Consider the following 19,435-nt stretch of genomic DNA (forward strand, 5'->3'; position numbering starts at 1 on the left):
GGCGTGCGGCTTGAAACTCGGGGCTTGCTGCTGCGTTACCAGCAGATGCCTTCGGTGCGGGTGCCGGCATCGGTGGCCTTGGCCATGAAGCCGACCAGGTCGATGACCTGCTTGCCGTGCGGTGCCTGTTGGGCAAGCGCGCGGAACTTCTCGTCGCGGTTGCCGAGGATGATCACGTCGGAGTTGTCGATCACCGAATCGAAGTCCGCGTTGAGCAGCGACGACACGTGCGGGATCTTCGACTCGATGTAATCCTTGTTCGCGCCATGGACACGGGCGTACTGGACGTTGCTGTCGTAGATGCTCAGGTCGTAACCCTTGCCGATCAGCATCTCGGCCAGTTCCACCAGCGGGCTTTCGCGCAGGTCGTCGGTGCCGGCCTTGAAGCTCAGGCCGAGCAGGGCGACTTTGCGTTTATCGTGGCTTTCAACGATGTCGAAGGCGTTCTGCACTTGCGATTCGTTGCTGCGCATCAGCGAGTTGAGCAGCGGCGCTTCGACGTCCAGGGAACCGGCGCGGTAGGTCAGGGCGCGCACGTCTTTGGGCAGGCACGAGCCGCCGAAGGCGAAGCCCGGGCGCATGTAGTACTGGGACAGGTTGAGGGTCTTGTCCTGGCAGACCACGTCCATCACTTCGCGGCCATCGACGCCCACCGCTTTGGCGATGTTGCCGATCTCGTTGGCGAAGGTCACTTTGGTGGCGTGCCAGACGTTGCAGGTGTACTTGATCATCTCGGCGACGGCGATGTCCTTGCGGATGATCGGTGCGTCGAGTTCTTCGTACAGCGATTGCAGAACGTCGCCCGACGCCTTGTCGAACTCGCCGATGACGGTCATCGGTGGCAGGTCGTAGTCGGCGATCGCAGTGGATTCACGCAGGAACTCAGGGTTCACGGCAACACCGAAATCAACGCCGGCTTTCTTGCCGGAGCAGTCTTCGAGGATCGGGATGACAACGTTTGCCACGGTGCCCGGCAATACGGTGCTGCGCACGACGATGGTGTGGCGGGTGGACTTTTCACGCAGGACAAAACCGATCTCGCGGCACACCGCTTCGATGTAGTTCAGTTCCAGGTCGCCGTTCTTCTTGCTCGGCGTGCCGACGCAGATCATCGACAGGTCGGTATCACGAATCGCCTCGGCGAAGTTGGTCGTGCCGCGCAGACGACCGGTCTGGATACCTTGTGCCAGCAACTCGCCCAGGCCCGGTTCGACAATGGGAGATTTGCCAGCGTTGATCATGTCGATCTTGTCTTTGGCAACATCGACGCCAACCACGTCATGGCCCCGTGCAGACAGGCAACCGGCACAGACAGCGCCGACGTAACCCAAACCAAATATGCTGATGCGCATCGCAATTACCTCTGTATATATCAGGCCATTAGAAGGCCGGAGTTAATGGTGTTCAGCGGTCTTAGTGCACTCGAAAGTGTGACTCGCAGGCGTCACAATGCCGTGTGCAGGCATACTTAAGTTCCGAGTGTCTAAATAAGTGCACTCAAGATGTGCGCAACCAGGCCTTGTTGTTATGACGTGCCCTGTTATGCAGCTGATCCTCTTGTCAGAGGGCTCTCGTGCAATCGTATTGCGCGCTCGATGTCAGGCGAGAGGCCTGTAGATCGGGCGGTTGGGTGCTCTGGCGAGCACGTTTATAAGGGCGCGGCCTTGGCCTTGTAGGGGATATTAATGGTGCGTATCTCCTGTCCTTCGCTAGTTGTCCAGAGTTGTTATCCATTAGGGGCAAGTTGCTGTGACAACTTGGTTACATGGGTTTGTTCTCTGCGTAAGTTATCTCGTACAAACTCGGCGAGAATCGTTACCGGTGGTATGAGCTATGCATTTGGACATAGTTCCTGTCCGCTCATCGCGAAATCTGAAATTTTTTGAAATATTGAGAAAGATGGCACTGCTTTCATATTGATAGCACTTTCGATTTCGCCCTTTATTGATAGGGAGATAATCGTCTTAGATGGTTTTGTGCCACTACCGTGAAAAAATTTAGGTGCCACTACTGAAAAAAATGACAACTGTCGAGTGAAACTAAAGATAGAAAACAGGGTGATGTTTTTATGGCGCCAATAAATCGGCGTAAACGGGCGGGGGATTTTTGACGTCGTGCGAGCTGCACGACCCTCTCTATAAAGAGTCGTGCAGAAGTGCATGCTTTATTCCGGTGCGTGGTCGCGCAGGAACACCAGATTGTCCGGTTTCGATTGCTCGGCGCTGTAGCGATAACCCTGAACGTCGAACTGTTTGAGGGCTGCCGGATCGTTGATGCGTTCCTGGATCACGAAACGGCTCATCAGCCCCCGGGCTTTCTTGGCGTAGAAACTGATGATCTTGTACTGGCCGTTCTTCAGGTCCTTGAACTCGGTATTGATGATCCGAGCATTCAGGGCCGTGCGCTTGACCGCCGAGAAGTATTCGTTGGACGCCAGGTTCAACAGCACGTCGTCGCCCTGGTCGGCCAGCGCTTCGTTCAGCCATTCGCTGATGCGCGTGCCCCAGAAGGCGTACAAATCCTTGCCCCGGGCGTTGGCCAGTTTGGTGCCCATTTCCAGGCGATACGGCTGCATCAGGTCGAGCGGGCGCAGCAGGCCGTAGAGACCGGAGAGCATGCGCAGGTGCTGTTGCGCGTAATCGAAATCGGCTTCGCTGAAGCTCTGGGCGTCGAGTCCGGTGTAGACGTCGCCCTTGAAGGCCAGCAGTGCCTGCTTGGCGTTTTCCGCTGTGAACGCCGGTGTCCAGCTGCCGAAGCGCGCGGCGTTGAGGCCGCCGATCTTGTCGGACACGTGCATCAGTTCGCTGATCTGCGCCGGGCTCAGTTCGCGCAGTTGCTGGATCAGTTCCTGGGAGTGGTCGAGGTATTGCGGCTGGGTGAAGCGTTGGGTCGCCGGCGGTGTTTCGTAATCGAGGGTCTTGGCGGGGGAAATCACCATCAGCATGAAGTCGTCTCCTTTAATCGTGGGGGCGATTCTAGGGGGTTGGGGCGGATGACTCCAGCTATCGCGTCCATAGGTGATCGGCGGCTGTACACAAATCCTGTGGGAGCGAGCTTGCTCGCGAAGAGGGCGTTCCAGTCGACTGATGTGCTGGATGACACACCGCATTCGCGAGCAGGCTCGCTCTCACAAGGGATAGGTGTTGCTGCGGGGAATGGGGCAGGATCGGCTATAGTGCCGCGCGGGTTTTGTTATGGAGACACCCTTTGCGCATTGTTCTTTTTTTCACCGCGTGGCTGTTGAGCGTCGGTGCCGTTGCGGCGCCGGGCGATATCGCGACGCTGGATCGCAGCACCTGGCCGGAAAAACTCGACAATCCGACCCTGTTCGACGTCGCCTCACGGGCGGAAATCCTGATGTTCGCCCGCGGCCTGCTCGGCACCGAAGCGCTGGATGAGGCCGCGCTGGCCCAGCGTCTGGGGCTGCGCACGGTCAATCTGGATGCGATCAACAGCCTGCGCGAGCGCCTGTGGCAGCGCCTGCTCGCCAACTACAACTTCGCCCAGCAAAGCTGCGATCAGGACGCCTCGTTCTGCTTCCTCGTCGAAGACCTGCCGACCCTGCGCGAGCAGGCGGCCAAATTCGTGGTCAGCGACGAAAGCTATTACACCAAGTGGGCCGAGCCGAGCCGGATCTTCCACCTGCAATATCTCGATGAGCTGATGCGCAAGGCTGCGCTTTCGCCGCAGACCAGCAGCGAACTCGATCATTTCGGAGACTACGAGCGCAACGGCGACGACATGCACGACCGCCTGTTTCTGCTGAGTTTCGACAGCGCCGCCAACCTGCAACCGGACAACACCGACTGGCTCGCCGAGTACCTGCGCAAGTCGAACCTGAGCGGCACCTTCTTTATGTTGGGCAAGGATGTTCAGGCGCGGCTGGCCGACCGATCCGTCAGCAGCCTGCAAGCGGCGTTTTCGCAGCAGTGCGTTGGCGTGCAAGGCTGGGAGTTCCGCTCCCACAGCCACTGGCAGGACTGGCAGGATTCGGTGCGGCGCAGTGCCGATCTGGTCCGCAACAAGTTGCCGGAAAACTACGTGCCGCTGTTCCGTCCTCCGGAAGGGCAACGTCGCAGCGATGCCCGCAGTTTCTTCAACAGTCAGGGCCTGCAAGTGGCGCTGTGGGACATCGATGCCCAGGACGGCGCCGGCAAGCTCAAGGGCAATCCGAGCGCGCAGCGGGTGCTGACCCTGATGCTGTTGTGGCGGCACGGGGTGATCAATTTCAACATGAAACAGGATGCGGTGAAGACCGCGTTGCCGTGGCTGATCACGCAAACCGCGCAAAGCGGCATCGGCTGGGAAGACTGTCAGGACGCGTTTCGCTAAAAAACGGCAAGAGCCCGGAAACATTGGGCTTGGGGTGAATTTTTTGCAGAATTCGATGCAGGCGGACTTCCGACTCTAACGGGGGCAGGGCAGTCCGCCAAGGGCTTTTCGTCACTTTGCAAAATAAACTTCAAAAAAGCGTCAAAGTGCTTTTTTCTGTCACGGGTTTTGGAGTATTACGAAGTCAGACCGCCGAAACCTGCAACACAGGTGGCGTCTTCCAAGACCCATTTTGTGTGCGGTTCACCTGCTATCCCGACAAAAGCTGTGCAGGTGGATTCGGCAGTCACTTCGAGGCGCAGCACCGCCGAGGTATTGCGTCGAATGGCTCCCACAAAGGTGACCGAGTATGGATGATCACGGACGTAGCCCTTCCTCCAACCAGCCAATCCTTTATGTACTCGATACCAACGTACTGATTCACGATCCGAACGCCCTGCTGAATTTCGAAGAACACCACGTCGCGATCCCGATGACCGTGCTTGAAGAGCTGGACAAGCTCAAGAGCGGGCATCACAGCGTGGCCGCCGAATGCCGTCAGGCTATCCGGCTGATCGACAAGACCCTGGGCGATGCTTCACCCGATGACGTCGAACAGGGCGTGCCGATCCAGCGCGGCAAGGGCGGCCCGAAGGGCTTGCTGTCGATTCTGATGAGCAAGCAGGCCGAATCGAACCTGATCCTGCCCGAGCATCTGAACGACAACAAAATCATCAACCAGCTGATCGACCTGCACACCCGCGACCCGAAAAAACCGGTGGTGCTGGTCACCAAAGACATCAACATGCGCCTCAAGGCGCGCGCCTGCGGGATCGACGCCGAGGACTACAGCACCGACCAACTGGTCGACGACGTGTCCCTGCTGCCCAACGGTTATCACAACATGACCGGCTCCTTCTGGGACCGCGTGAGCAAGGTCGAAACCCGTCAGGACCACGGCCGCACCTGGCATCAGGTGCAATTGATCGACAACCTGCCTGCCGTGCACATCAACGAGTTCATCATTGATGAGCAGGGCTTTGTCGGCTGGATCAAGGAGATCGAAGAGGACAAGTTGCTGATCCTCGACCTGCACCAGGAACCGCTGCTGCACCAGGAAGCCTGGGGCCTCAAGCCACGGGACATCTATCAGAGCCTGGCGCTGTACGCGCTGCTGGATCCGGACATTCACCTGGTCAACCTGTCCGGCGCCGCCGGCTCGGGTAAAACCATTCTGGCGCTGGCCGCGGCGATCGAGCAGACCATGGTCAGCAAACGCTATCGCCGCATCATCGCCACCCGCAGCGTGCAGGGCCTGGACCAGGAAATCGGCTTCCTGCCCGGCACCGAGGCGGAAAAAATGGAGCCTTGGCTGGGCGCCATCACCGACAACCTCGAAGCCTTGCACATGGATGACGAAAACACCCATGGCAGCGTCGACTACATCCTCAGCAAAGTGCCGTTGCAGTTCAAATCGCTCAACTACATTCGCGGTCGCAGCTTCCAGCAGAGCCTGATCCTGATCGACGAATGCCAGAACCTCACGCCGCACCAGATGAAAACCATCATCACCCGGGCCGGCGCCGGTTCCAAAGTGGTGTGCCTGGGCAACCTGGCACAGATCGACACCCCTTACCTGTCCGCGACCAGCTCCGGGCTGACTTACCTGACCGAACGCTTCAAGGATTTCCCCAACGGTGTGCACATCACCCTGCAAGGGGTGCCTCGCTCGATCCTGGCCGAATACGCCGAATCGCATCTGTAACCGTCAAACCGAACCGGGCGACTGCAAAGTCGCCCGGTTTTTTATGTGCGCAATTCTGACCCCCAGGTTTACAATCGGCGCTCCTGATCAGGAGTAATCCCGTGCTGACTCATCTCGATTCCCAAGGTCGCGCCAACATGGTCGACGTCACCGAAAAAGCCGTGACGTTCCGTGAAGCGACGGCCCAAGCGCTGGTGCGCATGCTGCCCGACACCCTGCAGATGATCGTCAGCGGCGGCCATCCCAAGGGCGACGTGTTCGCCGTGGCGCGCATTGCCGGCATTCAGGCAGCGAAAAAAACCAGTGACCTGATTCCCCTGTGCCATCCGCTGATGCTGACCGGCGTCAAGGTTGAGCTCAGCGCTGAAGGCGACGACGCGGTGCGCATCGTCGCTCGCTGCAAATTGTCCGGGCAGACCGGCGTCGAGATGGAAGCACTGACCGCCGCCAGCGTTGCCGCCCTGACCATCTACGACATGTGCAAGGCCGTGGACCGTGGCATGACCATCGAAAGCGTGCGTCTGCTGGAAAAGGTCGGTGGCAAGAGCGGGCATTTCCAGGCGGAGCAGCCATGAACCTGACCGTGAAGTTTTTTGCCCGCTACCGCGAGGCGCTGGGCGTGGATTCGGTGAAGGTCGAAGGTGATTTCGCCACTGTCGATGACGTTCGTGCGTTGCTGGCGCAGCGTGAGGGCGCCGAGGTGCTCAGCGAGCAGAACCTGATGTGCGCGCGCAACGAAGACCTCTGCCAGCTCGACGAGCCGGTGGTCGATGGCGACGAAGTGGCGTTTTTCCCCACCGTGACCGGAGGCTGAGCCATGGCCATTCGGGTGCAGTCCGAACCGTTCGATCCGGGCGCTGAAGTCAACGCGATGCACGCGGCCAATGTCGGCGTCGGCGCGGTGGTGAGTTTTGTCGGTTACGTGCGCGACTTCAACGACGGCCTCGATGTCGCCGGGATGTTCCTCGAACACTATCCGGGCATGACCGAAAAGGCCCTCGGCAAGATCGCCGTTGAGGCCGAGCAGCGCTGGCCGCTGTTGAAACTGGAAGTGTTGCACCGTATCGGCGCGCTGGAGCCTGGCGAGCCGATCGTGTTTGTTGCTGCCGCCAGCGCCCACCGCCAGGCGGCGTTCGACGCCTGCGCCTTCGTCATGGATTACCTGAAAACCCGTGCGCCGTTCTGGAAGAAAGAGAACACCAGCGACGGCCCGCGCTGGGTCGAAGGTCGCGACAGCGATCATGCAGCGGCGGATCGTTGGAAGCAGTAATTCCTCTGTCGACTTAGAGTCAGTTTTCGCGAGCAAGCTCGCTCCCACAGGTTTTCGATGATCCTTGTGGGAGCGAGCTTGCTCGCGAAGTGGCCATCCGAATCACCAATTCCCTCAAGTTCACCTCCCCGACCATCGGCCAGAAATGATCGGTCTCGCCCAATTGACGGTTTGTACGTAAAAGTCCAGTATGGATTTACAAGTACAAAAAAGGTCTTCCCTGTTTCAGCTTTTTCTTCTGTCTTGCCAAACCAACAACAACCCGCGAGAGAACGAACATGAAGAAATTCCCCCTCATCACCGGTCTGGCACTGAGCCTGTTGGCGTGCAGCAGCGCGTTCGCCGCCGAGAAAACCCTGCGCATCGGTATCGAAGCGGCGTATCCGCCCTTCGCCTCGAAGACCGACAAGGGTGAAATCGTCGGTTTCGACTATGACATCGGCAATGCGCTGTGCGCGCAGATGCAGGTCAAGTGCGTGTGGGTCGAGGGCGAGTTCGACGGTCTGATTCCTTCCCTGAAAGTGAAGAAAATCGACATGGCGCTGTCGTCCATGACCATCAACGAAGACCGCAAGAAATCGGTGGACTTCACCCACAAGTACTATTTCACCTCGTCGCGGCTGGTGATGAAGGAAGGCGCGACTGTTGATGACCAGTACGCCAGCCTCAAGGGCAAGACCGTCGGCGTACAGCGTGCGACCACCACCGACCGCTACGCCACCGAGGTGTTCGAGCCCAAGGGCATCAACGTCAAGCGTTATGGCAATAACGAAGAGATCTACATGGACCTGGCGGCCGGGCGACTCGACGCGATCTTCGCCGACACCATTCCACTGAATGACTTCTTGTCGATGCCGCGGGGCAAGGGTTATGCGTTTGTCGGGCCTGAGCTGAAGGATCCGAAATACGTGGGCGAGGGCGCGGGGATTGCGGTGCGCAAGGGCAACGCCGAACTGGTCAGCCAGTTGAATACTGCCATCGACGGCATTCGCGCCAGTGGCGAATACCAGAAGATTTCCGAGAAGTACTTCAAGTCGGACATCTACGGCGACTGATAGTCCGCCATCGCTGGCAAGTCGAGTCGTCGCACCGCAGCTCCCACAGATTCAGCGGTGATCACATATTTTGTGTACGACGCGGGCACTGTGGGAGCTGGCTTGCCAGCGATGAGGCCGTAACATTCACCGCAAATCTTCAGCCTTTCAATTCCTTCAAATGCTTGTACACCGTCGCCCGCCCCATGTTCAGCACATTGGCCACATAGTTCGAGGCGCTCTTGCCCTTGAACGCCCCTTCGGCGTGCAGCGCCAGCACCAGTTCGCGTTTGTGATCGCGGGTCAGCAGGTTCAGGCTCAGTTGCCGTTCCCGTAGCCAGGCGTGCAGGAAAGTGTTGATCCGTTCCTGCCAGTCATCGCGAAACAGCGAGTCCGGTTGCGGGATCAGTTTGCTCGGCGAGAGGAACAGGTCCAGCGCAGCCTTGGCATTCTCGAACAGCGAAATATTCAGGTTGATGCACAGCACCGCCAGCGGATGCCCTTCGCTGTCGCGCAGCACGGTGCTCAGGCTGCGAATCTTCTGGCCGTCCCAATTGAGCTTTTCGTACGGACCGATGTTCCGTTCGCTGACATCGTCGCTGAGCATGTCTTCCAGCGACGACTCATCGCCGATCACCCGTTTCGACAGGTTGTTGGCGATGTAGTCGACCTTCTGCGTGCGCAGGTCATGCAGCACCACTTCGGCGTGGGGAAAGAACAGCGTAGCGATGGCGTCGGCGATGGCGTGGTAGTTGTCCAGCGCGGCGTCATTCGGCTCGGGCGTGTGTTCGGGGGCGGTCATAACTGTGGAGCTCCAGGCAACGTCAACGCCCCCTTGATCCGGGGGCGTTGCGAGTGTGCCGCAATCCGTCGGGCGCGTCATCCGGGCGGACGGTCAGGCCAGGCGGGCAGGGGCGAGCATGGCGGCGGTCAGACCGAATTGCTTGAGATGTTCGGGCAACGATTCGCCACGTACCAGCGCGGCACTGGCCTGGCCCATTGCCGGCGAAGTCTGGATGCCGTAGCCGCCCTGGGCCGCGACCCAGAACAGCCCCGGCACCTGCGGATCGAAGCCGGACAGCAAATCACCGTCGGCGACGAAACTGCGCAGGCCGGCCCAGGTGCGGGTCGGGCGGCGGATGGTCAGGTTCGTCGCTTCCTCGATCTGGTAAATGCCCATGGCGATGTCCAGTTCTTCCGGCTGCACGTCGTGCGGTTCGACCGGGTCGGCGTTGGCCGGTGAGCCGAGGAACATCCCGGCGTCGGGCTTCATATAGAACGATTCGTCGAGGCTGACCAGCATCGGCCAGTGATGAATGTCCACGCCTTCGGGACCGGCGAAGATGAACGCGGCGCGGCGTTTCGGTTGCAGACCCAGCGGCCGGGCGCCGGCGAGGGCACCGATCTTGTCTGCCCAGGCGCCTGCCGCGTTGATCACGATGGGGGCGCTGAAGGTCTGGCCGTTGGTCTGCACGTGCCAGATGCCGTCGGCGTCCCGGCTCAGTCCGAGCACTTCGCAATCGGTCTGCACTTGGCCGTTGTTGCGGCGGATACCGCGCAGATAGCCCTGATGCAGGGCGTCGGTGTCGATGTCGCTGGCGGTCGGGTCGTAGATCGCGCCATGGACTTTCTCCCGGCGCAGGATCGGCAGCCGCGCGCAGGCTTCGTCCGCGCTGAGCAGCTGCATCTCCGGCACCGTGGCTTTGGCGCTGAGGTATTGATTGTTCAGTTCGGCGGCGTCACCGGTGAAGTCCACGGTCATCTCGCCGCGCGGAGTCAGCAGCGGGTGTTCACAGAAGCCGCTGGGCGGGTGATCAAAAAACGCTCGACTGGCCTGGGTCAGCGCCCGAACCTGCGGGGTGCCATAAGCGGCGGTGAACAGCGCAGCCGAGCGCCCGGTGGAGTGATAGGCCGGATGCGACTCGCGCTCCAGCACCACGATCTTGCCGTGCTGCGACAGCCAGAAACCGGTGGAAGCGCCGGCAATCCCGCCGCCGATGATGATGAAATCTGCCTGGCTCATGAAAAACTCCACGTTGAATTGCAAAGTTGAAGTTGTCGCAAATCCTGTGGGAGCCGGGCTTGCCCGCGATGGCATCACTGCGGTTTTCCTGAGTTACCGAGTTGTCTGCATCGCGGGCAAGCCCGCTCCCACAGGGATCGTGGTATCAGTTACTTAAGTGGTAAACGGCGTTGGCCAGGGCGATGTCTTCCAGGCCCAGGCCGATGGAGCGGAAAAACACGTGACGGTCGTAACCGGGGCGCTGCACTTTTTCGCTGAGCAGATCCGCCAGGTCACCGAGGATCGCGCTGCTGTCCCAGCCATGCTGTTCGCTGGCGATCAGCATCTCGCCGGCCGAGCCCGGAGTGGTCAGACGATAGTCGCAGAACACCTGCATGTCGTTGAGGCTTTGCGGCGGCACTTCGTGGGCGCGTGGTGCGTTGGTGCTGATCGAGGTGATCAGCGCCGGTTTGCTTAAAGTTGCCGGGTCGATCACGGGGCCCGCGGACGAGGTGCAGAGCATGATTACGTCGGCCTCGGCAATGGCGGTTTCGCGGCTGTCGGCGATGCCCACCCGTGAATCGAGGGCTTGCAGTTGGCGGGCGGTTGCCGGGTCGTCGCTCAAGGTAGGCGAGTACACATTGATGCTTTGCCAGTCGCGCAATGTTTTGACGTAATGCAGATGCGCCTGGGCGACCTTGCCGCTGCCGATGATTGCCAGACGCGCGGCCTGCAACGGGGCGAGGGCGTTGACAGCGACAGCTGTGGTTGCAGCCGTGCGTGCGGTGGTCAGTTCGCCGGCATCGCAAAGGAGCAGCGGCTGGCCGGTCTGCATCGACATCAGCAGTGTCCACGCCGTCACCAGCGGGCCTTGTTCGCGAACGATATACGGCGAAGTCTTGACCCCGTACACGCCATCTTCGGCCAATACGCCCAGATAGTTGATGAAGTCCCCGGCGCCCTGAGGGAACTCCACCAGTTGCTGCGCCGGTTGCACCGCATGCCCGGCCGCCAGATCGCGGAACAGCTTGCGCAGGATCTGCGGCACATCGATCCGGGCCAGCAGCTCGCGGGCCTGGGTTTGGTCGATCACGTAAGGCGTACTGGACATGTCGGACTCCGGAGGCTGTTTTTAAACTTATTTGTCCATTATGGACTTTTAGTTTTGTTGAACAATATCCGGGCGAAAAAAAAAGCGCAGTCCGTTGCCGGCTGCGCTTCTCTTTACGACGTCGCTTACTGTGTACGCTTGCGCTCAACCGCCCGCAGTAGATGGGTCGGCGGCGTTTCACAGCTGATCTTGCGACCGAGTTTTTCTTCGATGGACGGCAACTGATAGGAGTCGTCCTCACCGGCGAAGCTGATCGACACGCCGTCGGCGCCAGCACGACCGGTACGGCCGATACGATGCACGTAGTCGTCCGGGACTTCCGGCAGGGTGAAGTTGATCACGTGGCTGATGCCGTCGATGTGGATACCGCGACCGGCCACGTCGGTGGCGACCAGAACGCGGATCTTGCCTTCGCGGAAGCCTTCCAGCGTCTTGATCCGCTTGTGCTGCGGCACGTCGCCGGACAGCTGCGCGGCGTTGATGCCGTCGCGTACCAGGCGTTCTTCGATGCGTCGCACTTCATCCTTGCGGTTGGCGAACACGATCACTCGCTCCCAGCCGTTGTCGTTGACCAGGTTGAAGAGCAGTTTGTACTTGTCGGCACCGGCCACCGCGTAGATGTGCTGTTCGACGTTCTCGTTGGCCACGTTGGTGACCTCGATTTCGACGATGGCAGGGTCGGTGGTCCACTGCTTGGCGAGGTTCATCACGTCATCGGTGAAGGTCGCGGAGAACAGCAGGGTCTGGCGTTCGCTTTTCGGCGGGGTCTGGCGAATGATCTGCCGTACTTGCGGGATGAAGCCCATGTCGAGCATGCGGTCGGCTTCGTCCAGCACCATCACTTCGACCATGTCCAGGTGCACGTCACCGCGCTGGTTGAAGTCGAGCAGACGGCCTGGGGTCGCGACCAGGATGTCGCAGTGGCGGGCTTCGAGGTGCTTGAGCTGCTTGTCGAAGTCCATGCCGCCGACGAACGTCATGACGTTGAGGCCGGTGTATTTGGTCAGGTCGGCGGCGTCCTTGGCGATCTGCACCACCAGCTCGCGGGTCGGCGCGATGATCAGCGCCCGTGGCTCGCCCATGTAGCGCTCTTTCGGCGGCGGGGTCTGCAACAGCTGCGTGATGATCGAGATCAGGAACGCGGCGGTCTTGCCGGTGCCGGTCTGGGCGCGGCCGATGGCGTCTTTGCCGGCGAGGGTGTAACCCAGCACCTGGGCCTGGATCGGCGTGCAATACGGGAAGCCCAGGTCGTGGATGGCGTGCATCAGTTCCGGGGCGAGTTTGAAATCGTGGAAACGGGTCTTGCCTTCCTGTGGCTCGACGACGAAGTCTTCGAGTTTCCAGGGAATCACCGGCGCCTTGGGCTTGGGTTCGCGACGTGGTCTGGCCGGTTTCGGTGCTTCGCTGCGGGCCGGCTCAGTGGCGGGCGCGGCAGCTGGAGCGGGTTTCGGTTCACGTTGAGGCGACGTGGCGGGCGTCTGGCGGTCGGCCTGGCTGGCATCGCTGCGATGACCGGGGGCGTGCGACGGCGCAGTGGGGACTGGCGCGAGCTGCTCAGCCTCGCTTTTACCGAACATTTTCTTGAGTGCTTTGAGCACGGTCATCTCATCAATTGGTTAAGGAATGTACGCCGGCCAGTGTAATGCAAGAAACGGGCGCGGCGTAGTGGGATGATCAAAGGGCGACCCTTGTCGCAATTGTCAGCGCAGGCGTTCGCTCAACCACGTGCCGATGTCGCGAATTTCTTCGGGTAACACTTCGTGCTCCATTGGGTATTCCTGCCATGTCACGGTGACACCATGGGCCTTGAGATACTCATAAGCCGTGCGTCCCATGGAGTTCTGCACCACGTTGTCGAACTGGCCGTGCAGCGCCAGTACCGGAATTCGCTGCTGGCTGGCGGACAGCTCCAGTTCATCACTGAACGTCGGCGCGTATGTCGATAATGCCAGTACCCCGCCCAGCGGCCCCTGCCATTTCAGAAACGCGGTGTGATAGACCACGGCGCCGCCCTGGGAAAAACCGGCGAGGAAAATTCGCGAGGCGTCTATTCCGCTGCTTCGCTGTTCTTCGATCAATTCGATGATGCGGTCGGCGGACGCTTCCAGCTCATCGCGGTCGATCGCCCGCGCGGGGCTCATGGCTTTGATGTCGTACCAGCTCGGCATGGCATATCCGCCATTTATCGTCACCGGACGGGTCGGCGCCTGGGGCAGGACAAAACGCGTGCTCAGCAGGGTTTCCTGAAGCGCTTCAGCCACCGGCAGGAAGTCGTAGCGGTCGGCGCCGAGGCCGTGCAGCCAGATCACGCAGGCGTCTGCGGGCTTAACAGGCTGAAGAATCAAGGGCTCGGTCATGGCTGCTCCAATTGTGTGCGGGCGCTCTCATTGAGTGCGTGATTTGCGTGCGCGCCCGGTTGATCCGTTAAGAAGATGTCGCAAGGGTGCAAGTTTTGCTATTGACCTGTCACTCAATCGCTTCAGCAGCCGGTGTGGTACGGGCTTTGCTATGAGGTAGTCGTGCAATCGTTCTCGCGCCTGGCGGTAACACTATCAGTGAACGCCTGGCGACGGGATAGCAAAGAATCCGGTGATGGATGTTCGCCAATGGCCGCAACGGGCTTAGCGAACGTGAAAGGGCTACCGCCCGTTCGGCCGACTGGTGAGAAGTGAGTTGTCCATGATGTGGATTTTCTCCTACTAGACTCATAGCGAAGGTCCTGCGTCGGTTGACCCCAAAAAAAGCCAACACGGGTCAACAACGCCTCAAAAGGGTGCGACTGGACTCAAGCTCCGACACAACAAGAGCAAAACTGGAGGTTTGAATGAAGATGTTGAAATCCACTCTGGCGATCGTGACTGCTGCTGCAGTACTGGGTGTCAGCGGGTTCGCTCAGGCGGGTGCAACCCTGGATGCAGTGAAGAAGAAAGGATTCGTGCAGTGCGGCGTCAGCGATGGCTTGCCAGGCTTCTCGGTTCCGGATTCCACCGGCAAGATCGTGGGTATCGATGCTGACGTCTGCCGCGCCGTGGCCGCTGCCGTATTCGGCGACGCGACCAAGGTCAAGTTCAGTCAGTTGAACGCCAAGGAGCGTTTCACCGCTCTGCAGTCGGGCGAGATCGACATCCTGTCGCGCAACACCACCATGACCAGCTCCCGTGACGCGGGCATGGGCCTGAAATTCCCGGGCTTCATTACCTACTACGACGGCATCGGCTTCCTGGTAAACAACAAGCTGGGCGTGAAGAGTGCCAAAGAGCTGGACGGTGCAACCATCTGCATCCAGGCCGGTACCACCACCGAGCTGAACGTTTCCGACTACTTCCGCGGCAACGGTCTGAAATACACCCCGATCACTTTCGACACCTCCGATGAAAGCGCCAAGTCGCTGGAATCCGGTCGTTGCGACGTGCTGACCTCCGACAAGTCCCAGCTGTTCGCCCAGCGCAGCAAGCTGGCTTCGCCGAAGGACTACGTGGTTCTGCCGGAAACCATTTCCAAGGAACCTCTGGGCCCGGTCGTGCGTAACGGCGACGACGAGTGGCTGGCCATCGTTCGTTGGGTTGGCTACGCGCTGCTGAACACCGAAGAAGCAGGCATCTCTTCGAAAAACGTCGAAGCTGAAGCCAAAGCGACCAAGAACCCGGATGTCGCTCGTATGCTCGGCGCAGACGGCGAATACGGCAAAGACCTGAAACTGCCGAAGGACTGGGTCGTACAGATCGTCAAGCAAGTCGGCAACTACGGCGAAATCTTCGAGAAAAACCTCGGCAAGAGCACTCCGCTGGAAATCGACCGCGGCCTGAACGCGCTGTGGAACAACGGCGGCATTCAATACGCACCACCAGTGCGCTGATGGTTCTGTCACCCGGCAGGCCAACTGCCGGGTGACGTTCTGTTCCATTATTTCCGGGGCACTTCATGCAAAATTCAATCGGCGCACCAAAGCAGAGGCTCAGCCTCAGCGATCCACGAGTGCGTGCGTGGGTATTTCAGATCATCACCATCGTGGCGGTGGTCTCCCTGGGCTGGTATCTGTTCGATAACACCCAGACCAACCTGCAACACCGGGGTATCACTTCGGGGTTCGACTTTCTCGAGCGCAGTGCCGGGTTCGGCATCGCTCAACACCTGATCTCCTACACCGAAGCGGACAGTTATGCCCGGGTGTTCGTCATCGGCCTGCTCAACACGCTGCTGGTGACCTTCATCGGCGTGATCCTGGCCACGATCCTCGGCTTCATCGTCGGCGTCGCGCGCCTGTCGAAGAACTGGATCATTTCCAAACTGGCAACGGTGTACGTGGAGGTTTTCCGTAACATCCCGCCTCTGCTGCAGATCCTGTTCTGGTACTTCGCGGTGTTCCTGACCATGCCGGGGCCGCGCAACAGCCATAACTTCGGCGATACCTTCTTCGTCAGCAGCCGTGGCCTGAACATGCCGGCCGCGCAAATGGCCGACGGCTTCTGGGCGTTCGTGATCAGCATCGTGGTGGCTATCGTCGCTATCGTGCTGATGAGCCGCTGGGCCAACAAGCGCTTTGAAGCCACTGGCGAGCCGTTCCACAAGTTCTGGGCCGGCCTGGCGCTGTTCCTGGTGATTCCGGCGGTGTGCGCGCTGATTTTCGGTGCACCCGTGCACTGGGAAATGCCGAAGCTGCAAGGCTTCAACTTCGTCGGTGGCTGGGTGCTGATTCCGGAACTGCTGGCCTTGACCCTGGCGCTGACGGTGTACACCGCGGCGTTCATCGCCGAGATCGTGCGTTCGGGCATCAAGTCGGTCAGCCACGGCCAGACCGAAGCGGCGCATTCGCTCGGCCTGCGCAACGGTCCGACCCTGCGCAAGGTGATCATTCCGCAAGCGCTGCGGGTCATCATCCCGCCGCTGACCAGCCAATACCTGAACCTGGCGAAGAACTCCTCGCTGGCGGCCGGTATCGGTTATCCGGAAATGGTTTCGCTGTTCGCCGGCACCGTGCTGAACCAGACCGGTCAGGCCATCGAAGTCATTGCCATCACCATGAGCGTGTACCTGGCGATCAGTATCAGCATTTCCCTGCTGATGAACTGGTACAACAAGCGCATTGCGCTGATCGAGCGGTAAGGAATAGCGCATGAGTACTCATACTTTCAAACCCGACATGCCGCCGCCGGCCAAGGTCTTCGGCCCGATGGCGTGGATCCGCGCGAACATGTTCTCCAGCTGGCTCAACACCCTGCTGACCCTGTTTGCGTTCTACCTGATCTACCTGGTGGTGCCGCCGATCCTCAGCTGGGCGATCATCGATGCCAACTGGGTCGGCACCACCCGCGCCGACTGCACCAAGGACGGCGCTTGCTGGGTCTTCATCCAGCAGCGTTTCGGCCAGTTCATGTACGGCTACTACCCGCCGGAACTGCGCTGGCGCGTGGACCTGACCGTGTGGCTGGCGGTCATCGGCGTGGCGCCACTGTTCATCAAGCGCGTGGCGCACAAGGCGGTGTACGGCCTGAGCTTCCTGGTGGTCTACCCGATCGTTGCCTGGTGCCTGCTGCATGGCGGCGTCTTCGGCCTCGACACCGTTGCGACCAGCCAGTGGGGCGGTCTGATGCTGACCCTGGTGATCGCCACTGTCGGCATCGCCGGTGCGTTGCCGCTGGGGATTGTCCTGGCGCTGGGCCGACGCTCGAACATGCCGGCGATCCGTGTGGTCTGCGTGACCTTCATCGAGTTCTGGCGCGGCGTGCCGTTGATCACGGTGCTGTTCATGTCTTCGGTGATGCTGCCGCTGTTCCTGCCCGAAGGCATGAACTTCGACAAGCTGCTGCGGGCGCTGATCGGCGTGATCCTGTTCCAGTCGGCGTACGTCGCCGAGGTGGTGCGCGGCGGTCTGCAAGCGATCCCCAAAGGTCAGTACGAAGCCGCGGCCGCGATGGGCCTCGGTTACTGGCGCGCCATGGGCCTGGTGATTCTGCCGCAAGCCCTGAAACTGGTGATTCCCGGCATCGTCAACACCTTCATCGCGCTGTTCAAGGACACCAGCCTTGTGATCATCATCGGCCTTTTTGACCTGCTCAACAGCGTCAAGCAAGCCGCTGCCGATCCGAAATGGCTGGGCATGGCCACCGAAGGCTACGTGTTCGCCGCCCTGGTGTTCTGGATTTTCTGTTTTGGTATGTCGCGCTATTCCATGCACCTGGAACGCAAGCTCGACACTGGCCACAAGCGTTAGGAGTTTTTTCGATGAGCGAAGCAATCAAAAAGCCAGTGGGCCCTGAAGGCATCATTCAGATGCAGGGCGTGAACAAGTGGTACGGCCAGTTCCATGTGCTGAAAGACATTAACCTCAACGTGCGTCAGGGCGAGCGTATCGTGCTGTGCGGTCCGTCGGGTTCCGGCAAGTCCACGACCATCCGCTGCCTCAACCGTCTGGAAGAGCACCAGCAGGGCCGCATCGTGGTCGATGGCGTGGAGCTGACCAACGACCTCAAGCAGATCGAAGCGATCCGCCGTGAAGTCGGCATGGTGTTCCAGCACTTCAACCTGTTTCCGCACCTGACCATCCTGCAGAACTGCACCCTGGCGCCTATGTGGGTGCGCAAGATGCCCAAGCGCAAGGCCGAGGAAATCGCCATGCATTACCTGGAGCGCGTACGCATTCCGGAGCAGGCGCACAAGTACCCGGGGCAACTGTCCGGCGGTCAGCAGCAGCGTGTGGCGATCGCCCGCGCACTGTGCATGAAACCGAAAATCATGCTGTTCGACGAACCGACCTCGGCACTCGACCCGGAGATGGTGAAGGAGGTACTGGACACCATGATCGGCCTGGCCGAAGACGGCATGACCATGCTCTGCGTGACCCACGAAATGGGCTTCGCCCGCACCGTGGCCAACCGCGTGATCTTCATGGACAAGGGCGAAATCGTTGAGCAGGCGGCACCGAACGACTTCTTCGACAATCCACAGAATGATCGGACCAAGTTGTTCCTGAGTCAGATTCTGCATTGATATCTGATGCATAAAACAAACCCGGCCTTGTGCCGGGTTTGTTTTTTGGGGATCAGGACACGGTGAGGGTTTCGTGTTCTTTGTGGACGGTGTGCGTGAAGCCTCTCAAGTCTGCTCCTTCGCCGAGAGACTTCGCATCAGTCAGCAAGTGCGGGTAACGATCCAACAGTCGCATCAGCAGTATCAGTGCTTTGGGCGGCAATATTTCGCCGCGCTCGTAGCGAGAGAAAGCGTTATGTCCTCCACCCGACAATAATTGCACTGTCTCTTTTTGCGTAAGGTGCAATTTTCGACGGATACGCCTCATCTCGTCACCGATCATTTGCCTGGCAGCGAATACCAGTTCATCCCCTGCTTCCCCAAAACGTTCCGCGCTGTCAGTGTCGAAGTCCCACTCGACCTCACCGCACTTCTGGCACTCCCAGCCAGAAAGATTATCTACACGGCGCTCCATGCCTTTGACACTCAAGGTTTCGGCGCGACCCTCGAAATGCCTCATTCCCTCACGTGCACCGCAGCTGACACATTGCTGGGTTTTCATGGGTTTTTCTCCTTGAAGGAAATTACCGGTGGGCCGCCTGGGCGGTAGGTCACCTTGATGTAAATCTCCTGATCTTGTGAAGTGATGTGATACACGTCCTGCCAGACTCGATGATCGTCATAAGTGGTCATGGATTTGTGCAACATCCTGTTCTGTAACTCGAAAACGATCTCTTGCATCTCTCTGAAGCTAAAGCCGAGCTTCTCACCGGATTTTGCCGAAGACCTGGTGAAGGCTTTTTTGCCAAGTCGCCTGACCTCAGCCTTGATCACCACCAAGTCGTAATGGGGTGTGTTCTTTTCCATAAGAAACCAAAACCCTGTCCCTGAAATTACCCTTAAAGGGTAATTTTGACTAATTGAAAATCCCGCTCCATTTGCCTCTCTCTGACCCTAGGTGGTTGCCGTCCTACAC

General features: G+C 59.6%; 19 protein-coding genes. 10 read left to right on the top strand and 9 right to left on the bottom strand.

Annotation, left to right across the window (positions count from 1 at the left end):
- Positions 1-35: 35 nt before the first annotated feature.
- Positions 36-1,352 carry a nucleotide sugar dehydrogenase gene (locus tag IHQ43_RS05120; RefSeq protein ID WP_192563603.1) on the bottom strand — a complete coding sequence of 439 codons (1,317 nt, stop codon included), beginning with the start codon at positions 1,350-1,352 and terminating at the stop codon, positions 36-38.
- Positions 1,353-2,164: 812 nt separating this feature from the next.
- The gene (yaaA, locus tag IHQ43_RS05125) at positions 2,165-2,944 is read right to left on the bottom strand and encodes a peroxide stress protein YaaA (protein WP_192563604.1); all 780 of its coding nucleotides are present in this window, start codon (positions 2,942-2,944) and stop codon (positions 2,165-2,167) included.
- Between the two features lie 263 nt (positions 2,945-3,207).
- Between yaaA and IHQ43_RS05130 the strand changes: the two genes are divergently transcribed.
- The 6 genes from IHQ43_RS05130 (at position 3,208) to IHQ43_RS05155 (ending at position 8,401) form a co-directional block, all read left to right on the top strand.
- Positions 3,208-4,332 carry a polysaccharide deacetylase family protein gene (locus IHQ43_RS05130; protein WP_192563605.1) on the top strand — a complete coding sequence of 375 codons (1,125 nt, stop codon included), beginning with the start codon at positions 3,208-3,210 and terminating at the stop codon, positions 4,330-4,332.
- Between the two features lie 349 nt (positions 4,333-4,681).
- The gene (locus tag IHQ43_RS05135; protein WP_007957320.1) at positions 4,682-6,076 is read left to right on the top strand and encodes a PhoH family protein; all 1,395 of its coding nucleotides are present in this window, start codon (positions 4,682-4,684) and stop codon (positions 6,074-6,076) included.
- Between the two features lie 101 nt (positions 6,077-6,177).
- Positions 6,178-6,651: a cyclic pyranopterin monophosphate synthase MoaC gene (gene moaC, locus IHQ43_RS05140; RefSeq protein ID WP_007957321.1), complete on the top strand. Its 474-nt coding sequence runs from the start codon at positions 6,178-6,180 to the stop codon at positions 6,649-6,651.
- Positions 6,648-6,890 carry a MoaD/ThiS family protein gene (locus tag IHQ43_RS05145; protein ID WP_085608143.1) on the top strand — a complete coding sequence of 81 codons (243 nt, stop codon included), beginning with the start codon at positions 6,648-6,650 and terminating at the stop codon, positions 6,888-6,890. Before moaC ends, IHQ43_RS05145 begins: the two co-directional genes overlap by 4 nt.
- A gap of 3 nt (positions 6,891-6,893) precedes the next feature.
- Positions 6,894-7,346 carry a molybdopterin synthase catalytic subunit MoaE gene (moaE, locus tag IHQ43_RS05150; RefSeq protein ID WP_192563606.1) on the top strand — a complete coding sequence of 151 codons (453 nt, stop codon included), beginning with the start codon at positions 6,894-6,896 and terminating at the stop codon, positions 7,344-7,346.
- A gap of 278 nt (positions 7,347-7,624) precedes the next feature.
- Positions 7,625-8,401 carry an ABC transporter substrate-binding protein gene (locus IHQ43_RS05155; RefSeq protein ID WP_192563607.1) on the top strand — a complete coding sequence of 259 codons (777 nt, stop codon included), beginning with the start codon at positions 7,625-7,627 and terminating at the stop codon, positions 8,399-8,401.
- A 139-nt stretch (positions 8,402-8,540) separates the two neighbouring features.
- On the opposite strand, the gene IHQ43_RS05160 is transcribed toward IHQ43_RS05155, so the two are convergent.
- The 5 genes from IHQ43_RS05160 to IHQ43_RS05180 form a co-directional block, all read right to left on the bottom strand.
- On the bottom strand, positions 8,541-9,182 hold the full coding sequence (locus IHQ43_RS05160; RefSeq protein WP_192563608.1) for a helix-turn-helix transcriptional regulator: 642 nt from the start codon (positions 9,180-9,182) through the stop codon (positions 8,541-8,543).
- Positions 9,183-9,275: 93 nt separating this feature from the next.
- Complete coding sequence (locus IHQ43_RS05165; RefSeq protein ID WP_192563609.1) at positions 9,276-10,403, bottom strand: NAD(P)/FAD-dependent oxidoreductase; 1,128 nt, start codon at positions 10,401-10,403, stop codon at positions 9,276-9,278.
- Between the two features lie 145 nt (positions 10,404-10,548).
- A complete protein-coding gene (locus IHQ43_RS05170; protein WP_192563610.1) occupies positions 10,549-11,493 on the bottom strand; it encodes an ornithine cyclodeaminase family protein in 945 nt (314 codons plus the stop codon).
- Between the two features lie 125 nt (positions 11,494-11,618).
- Complete coding sequence (gene rhlB / locus IHQ43_RS05175) at positions 11,619-13,097, bottom strand: ATP-dependent RNA helicase RhlB (RefSeq protein WP_192563611.1); 1,479 nt, start codon at positions 13,095-13,097, stop codon at positions 11,619-11,621.
- A gap of 96 nt (positions 13,098-13,193) precedes the next feature.
- Positions 13,194-13,850 (bottom strand): alpha/beta hydrolase, encoded by a 657-nt coding sequence (locus tag IHQ43_RS05180; protein ID WP_192563612.1) that lies wholly within the window; start codon positions 13,848-13,850, stop codon positions 13,194-13,196.
- Positions 13,851-14,317: 467 nt separating this feature from the next.
- Between IHQ43_RS05180 and IHQ43_RS05185 the strand changes: the two genes are divergently transcribed.
- The 4 genes from IHQ43_RS05185 (at position 14,318) to IHQ43_RS05200 (ending at position 18,480) form a co-directional block, all read left to right on the top strand.
- Positions 14,318-15,349, top strand: a complete 1,032-nt coding sequence (locus IHQ43_RS05185; protein WP_007957332.1) for an amino acid ABC transporter substrate-binding protein — start codon at positions 14,318-14,320, stop codon at positions 15,347-15,349.
- Between the two features lie 65 nt (positions 15,350-15,414).
- Positions 15,415-16,596: an amino acid ABC transporter permease gene (locus IHQ43_RS05190; protein ID WP_192563613.1), complete on the top strand. Its 1,182-nt coding sequence runs from the start codon at positions 15,415-15,417 to the stop codon at positions 16,594-16,596.
- A gap of 10 nt (positions 16,597-16,606) precedes the next feature.
- Positions 16,607-17,704 (top strand): amino acid ABC transporter permease, encoded by a 1,098-nt coding sequence (locus IHQ43_RS05195; RefSeq protein WP_192563614.1) that lies wholly within the window; start codon positions 16,607-16,609, stop codon positions 17,702-17,704.
- 11 nt (positions 17,705-17,715) lie between these two features.
- Complete coding sequence (locus IHQ43_RS05200) at positions 17,716-18,480, top strand: amino acid ABC transporter ATP-binding protein (RefSeq protein WP_007957337.1); 765 nt, start codon at positions 17,716-17,718, stop codon at positions 18,478-18,480.
- Between the two features lie 52 nt (positions 18,481-18,532).
- Here IHQ43_RS05200 and IHQ43_RS05205 read toward each other — a convergent pair whose 3' ends face one another.
- Together IHQ43_RS05205 and IHQ43_RS05210 are read right to left on the bottom strand one after the other, a co-directional pair.
- Positions 18,533-19,021 carry a type II toxin-antitoxin system MqsA family antitoxin gene (locus IHQ43_RS05205; protein ID WP_192563615.1) on the bottom strand — a complete coding sequence of 163 codons (489 nt, stop codon included), beginning with the start codon at positions 19,019-19,021 and terminating at the stop codon, positions 18,533-18,535.
- Positions 19,018-19,326 carry a type II toxin-antitoxin system MqsR family toxin gene (locus IHQ43_RS05210; protein WP_192563616.1) on the bottom strand — a complete coding sequence of 103 codons (309 nt, stop codon included), beginning with the start codon at positions 19,324-19,326 and terminating at the stop codon, positions 19,018-19,020. Before IHQ43_RS05210 ends, IHQ43_RS05205 begins: the two co-directional genes overlap by 4 nt.
- Between the last annotated feature and the right edge of the window lie 109 nt (positions 19,327-19,435).

The organism is Pseudomonas gozinkensis, from assembly GCF_014863585.1.
GTDB classification, from domain to species: domain Bacteria; phylum Pseudomonadota; class Gammaproteobacteria; order Pseudomonadales; family Pseudomonadaceae; genus Aquipseudomonas; species Aquipseudomonas gozinkensis.

Bases quoted from the DNA above. Each gene is read 5' to 3' on its own strand.
- IHQ43_RS05120 (WP_192563603.1), bottom strand. From the start codon at position 1,352: ATGCGCATCAGCATATTTGGTTTGGGTTACGTCGGCGCTGTCTGTGCC.
- yaaA (WP_192563604.1), bottom strand. From the start codon at position 2,944: ATGCTGATGGTGATTTCCCCCGCCAAGACCCTCGATTACGAAACACCG.
- IHQ43_RS05135 (WP_007957320.1), top strand. From the start codon at position 4,682: ATGGATGATCACGGACGTAGCCCTTCCTCCAACCAGCCAATCCTTTAT.
- IHQ43_RS05145 (WP_085608143.1), top strand. From the start codon at position 6,648: ATGAACCTGACCGTGAAGTTTTTTGCCCGCTACCGCGAGGCGCTGGGC.
- moaE (WP_192563606.1), top strand. From the start codon at position 6,894: ATGGCCATTCGGGTGCAGTCCGAACCGTTCGATCCGGGCGCTGAAGTC.
- IHQ43_RS05155 (WP_192563607.1), top strand. From the start codon at position 7,625: ATGAAGAAATTCCCCCTCATCACCGGTCTGGCACTGAGCCTGTTGGCG.
- IHQ43_RS05160 (WP_192563608.1), bottom strand. From the start codon at position 9,182: ATGACCGCCCCCGAACACACGCCCGAGCCGAATGACGCCGCGCTGGAC.
- IHQ43_RS05165 (WP_192563609.1), bottom strand. From the start codon at position 10,403: ATGAGCCAGGCAGATTTCATCATCATCGGCGGCGGGATTGCCGGCGCT.
- IHQ43_RS05170 (WP_192563610.1), bottom strand. From the start codon at position 11,493: ATGTCCAGTACGCCTTACGTGATCGACCAAACCCAGGCCCGCGAGCTG.
- rhlB (WP_192563611.1), bottom strand. From the start codon at position 13,097: ATGACCGTGCTCAAAGCACTCAAGAAAATGTTCGGTAAAAGCGAGGCT.
- IHQ43_RS05180 (WP_192563612.1), bottom strand. From the start codon at position 13,850: ATGACCGAGCCCTTGATTCTTCAGCCTGTTAAGCCCGCAGACGCCTGC.
- IHQ43_RS05185 (WP_007957332.1), top strand. From the start codon at position 14,318: ATGAAGATGTTGAAATCCACTCTGGCGATCGTGACTGCTGCTGCAGTA.
- IHQ43_RS05190 (WP_192563613.1), top strand. From the start codon at position 15,415: ATGCAAAATTCAATCGGCGCACCAAAGCAGAGGCTCAGCCTCAGCGAT.
- IHQ43_RS05195 (WP_192563614.1), top strand. From the start codon at position 16,607: ATGAGTACTCATACTTTCAAACCCGACATGCCGCCGCCGGCCAAGGTC.
- IHQ43_RS05200 (WP_007957337.1), top strand. From the start codon at position 17,716: ATGAGCGAAGCAATCAAAAAGCCAGTGGGCCCTGAAGGCATCATTCAG.
- IHQ43_RS05205 (WP_192563615.1), bottom strand. From the start codon at position 19,021: ATGAAAACCCAGCAATGTGTCAGCTGCGGTGCACGTGAGGGAATGAGG.
- IHQ43_RS05210 (WP_192563616.1), bottom strand. From the start codon at position 19,326: ATGGAAAAGAACACACCCCATTACGACTTGGTGGTGATCAAGGCTGAG.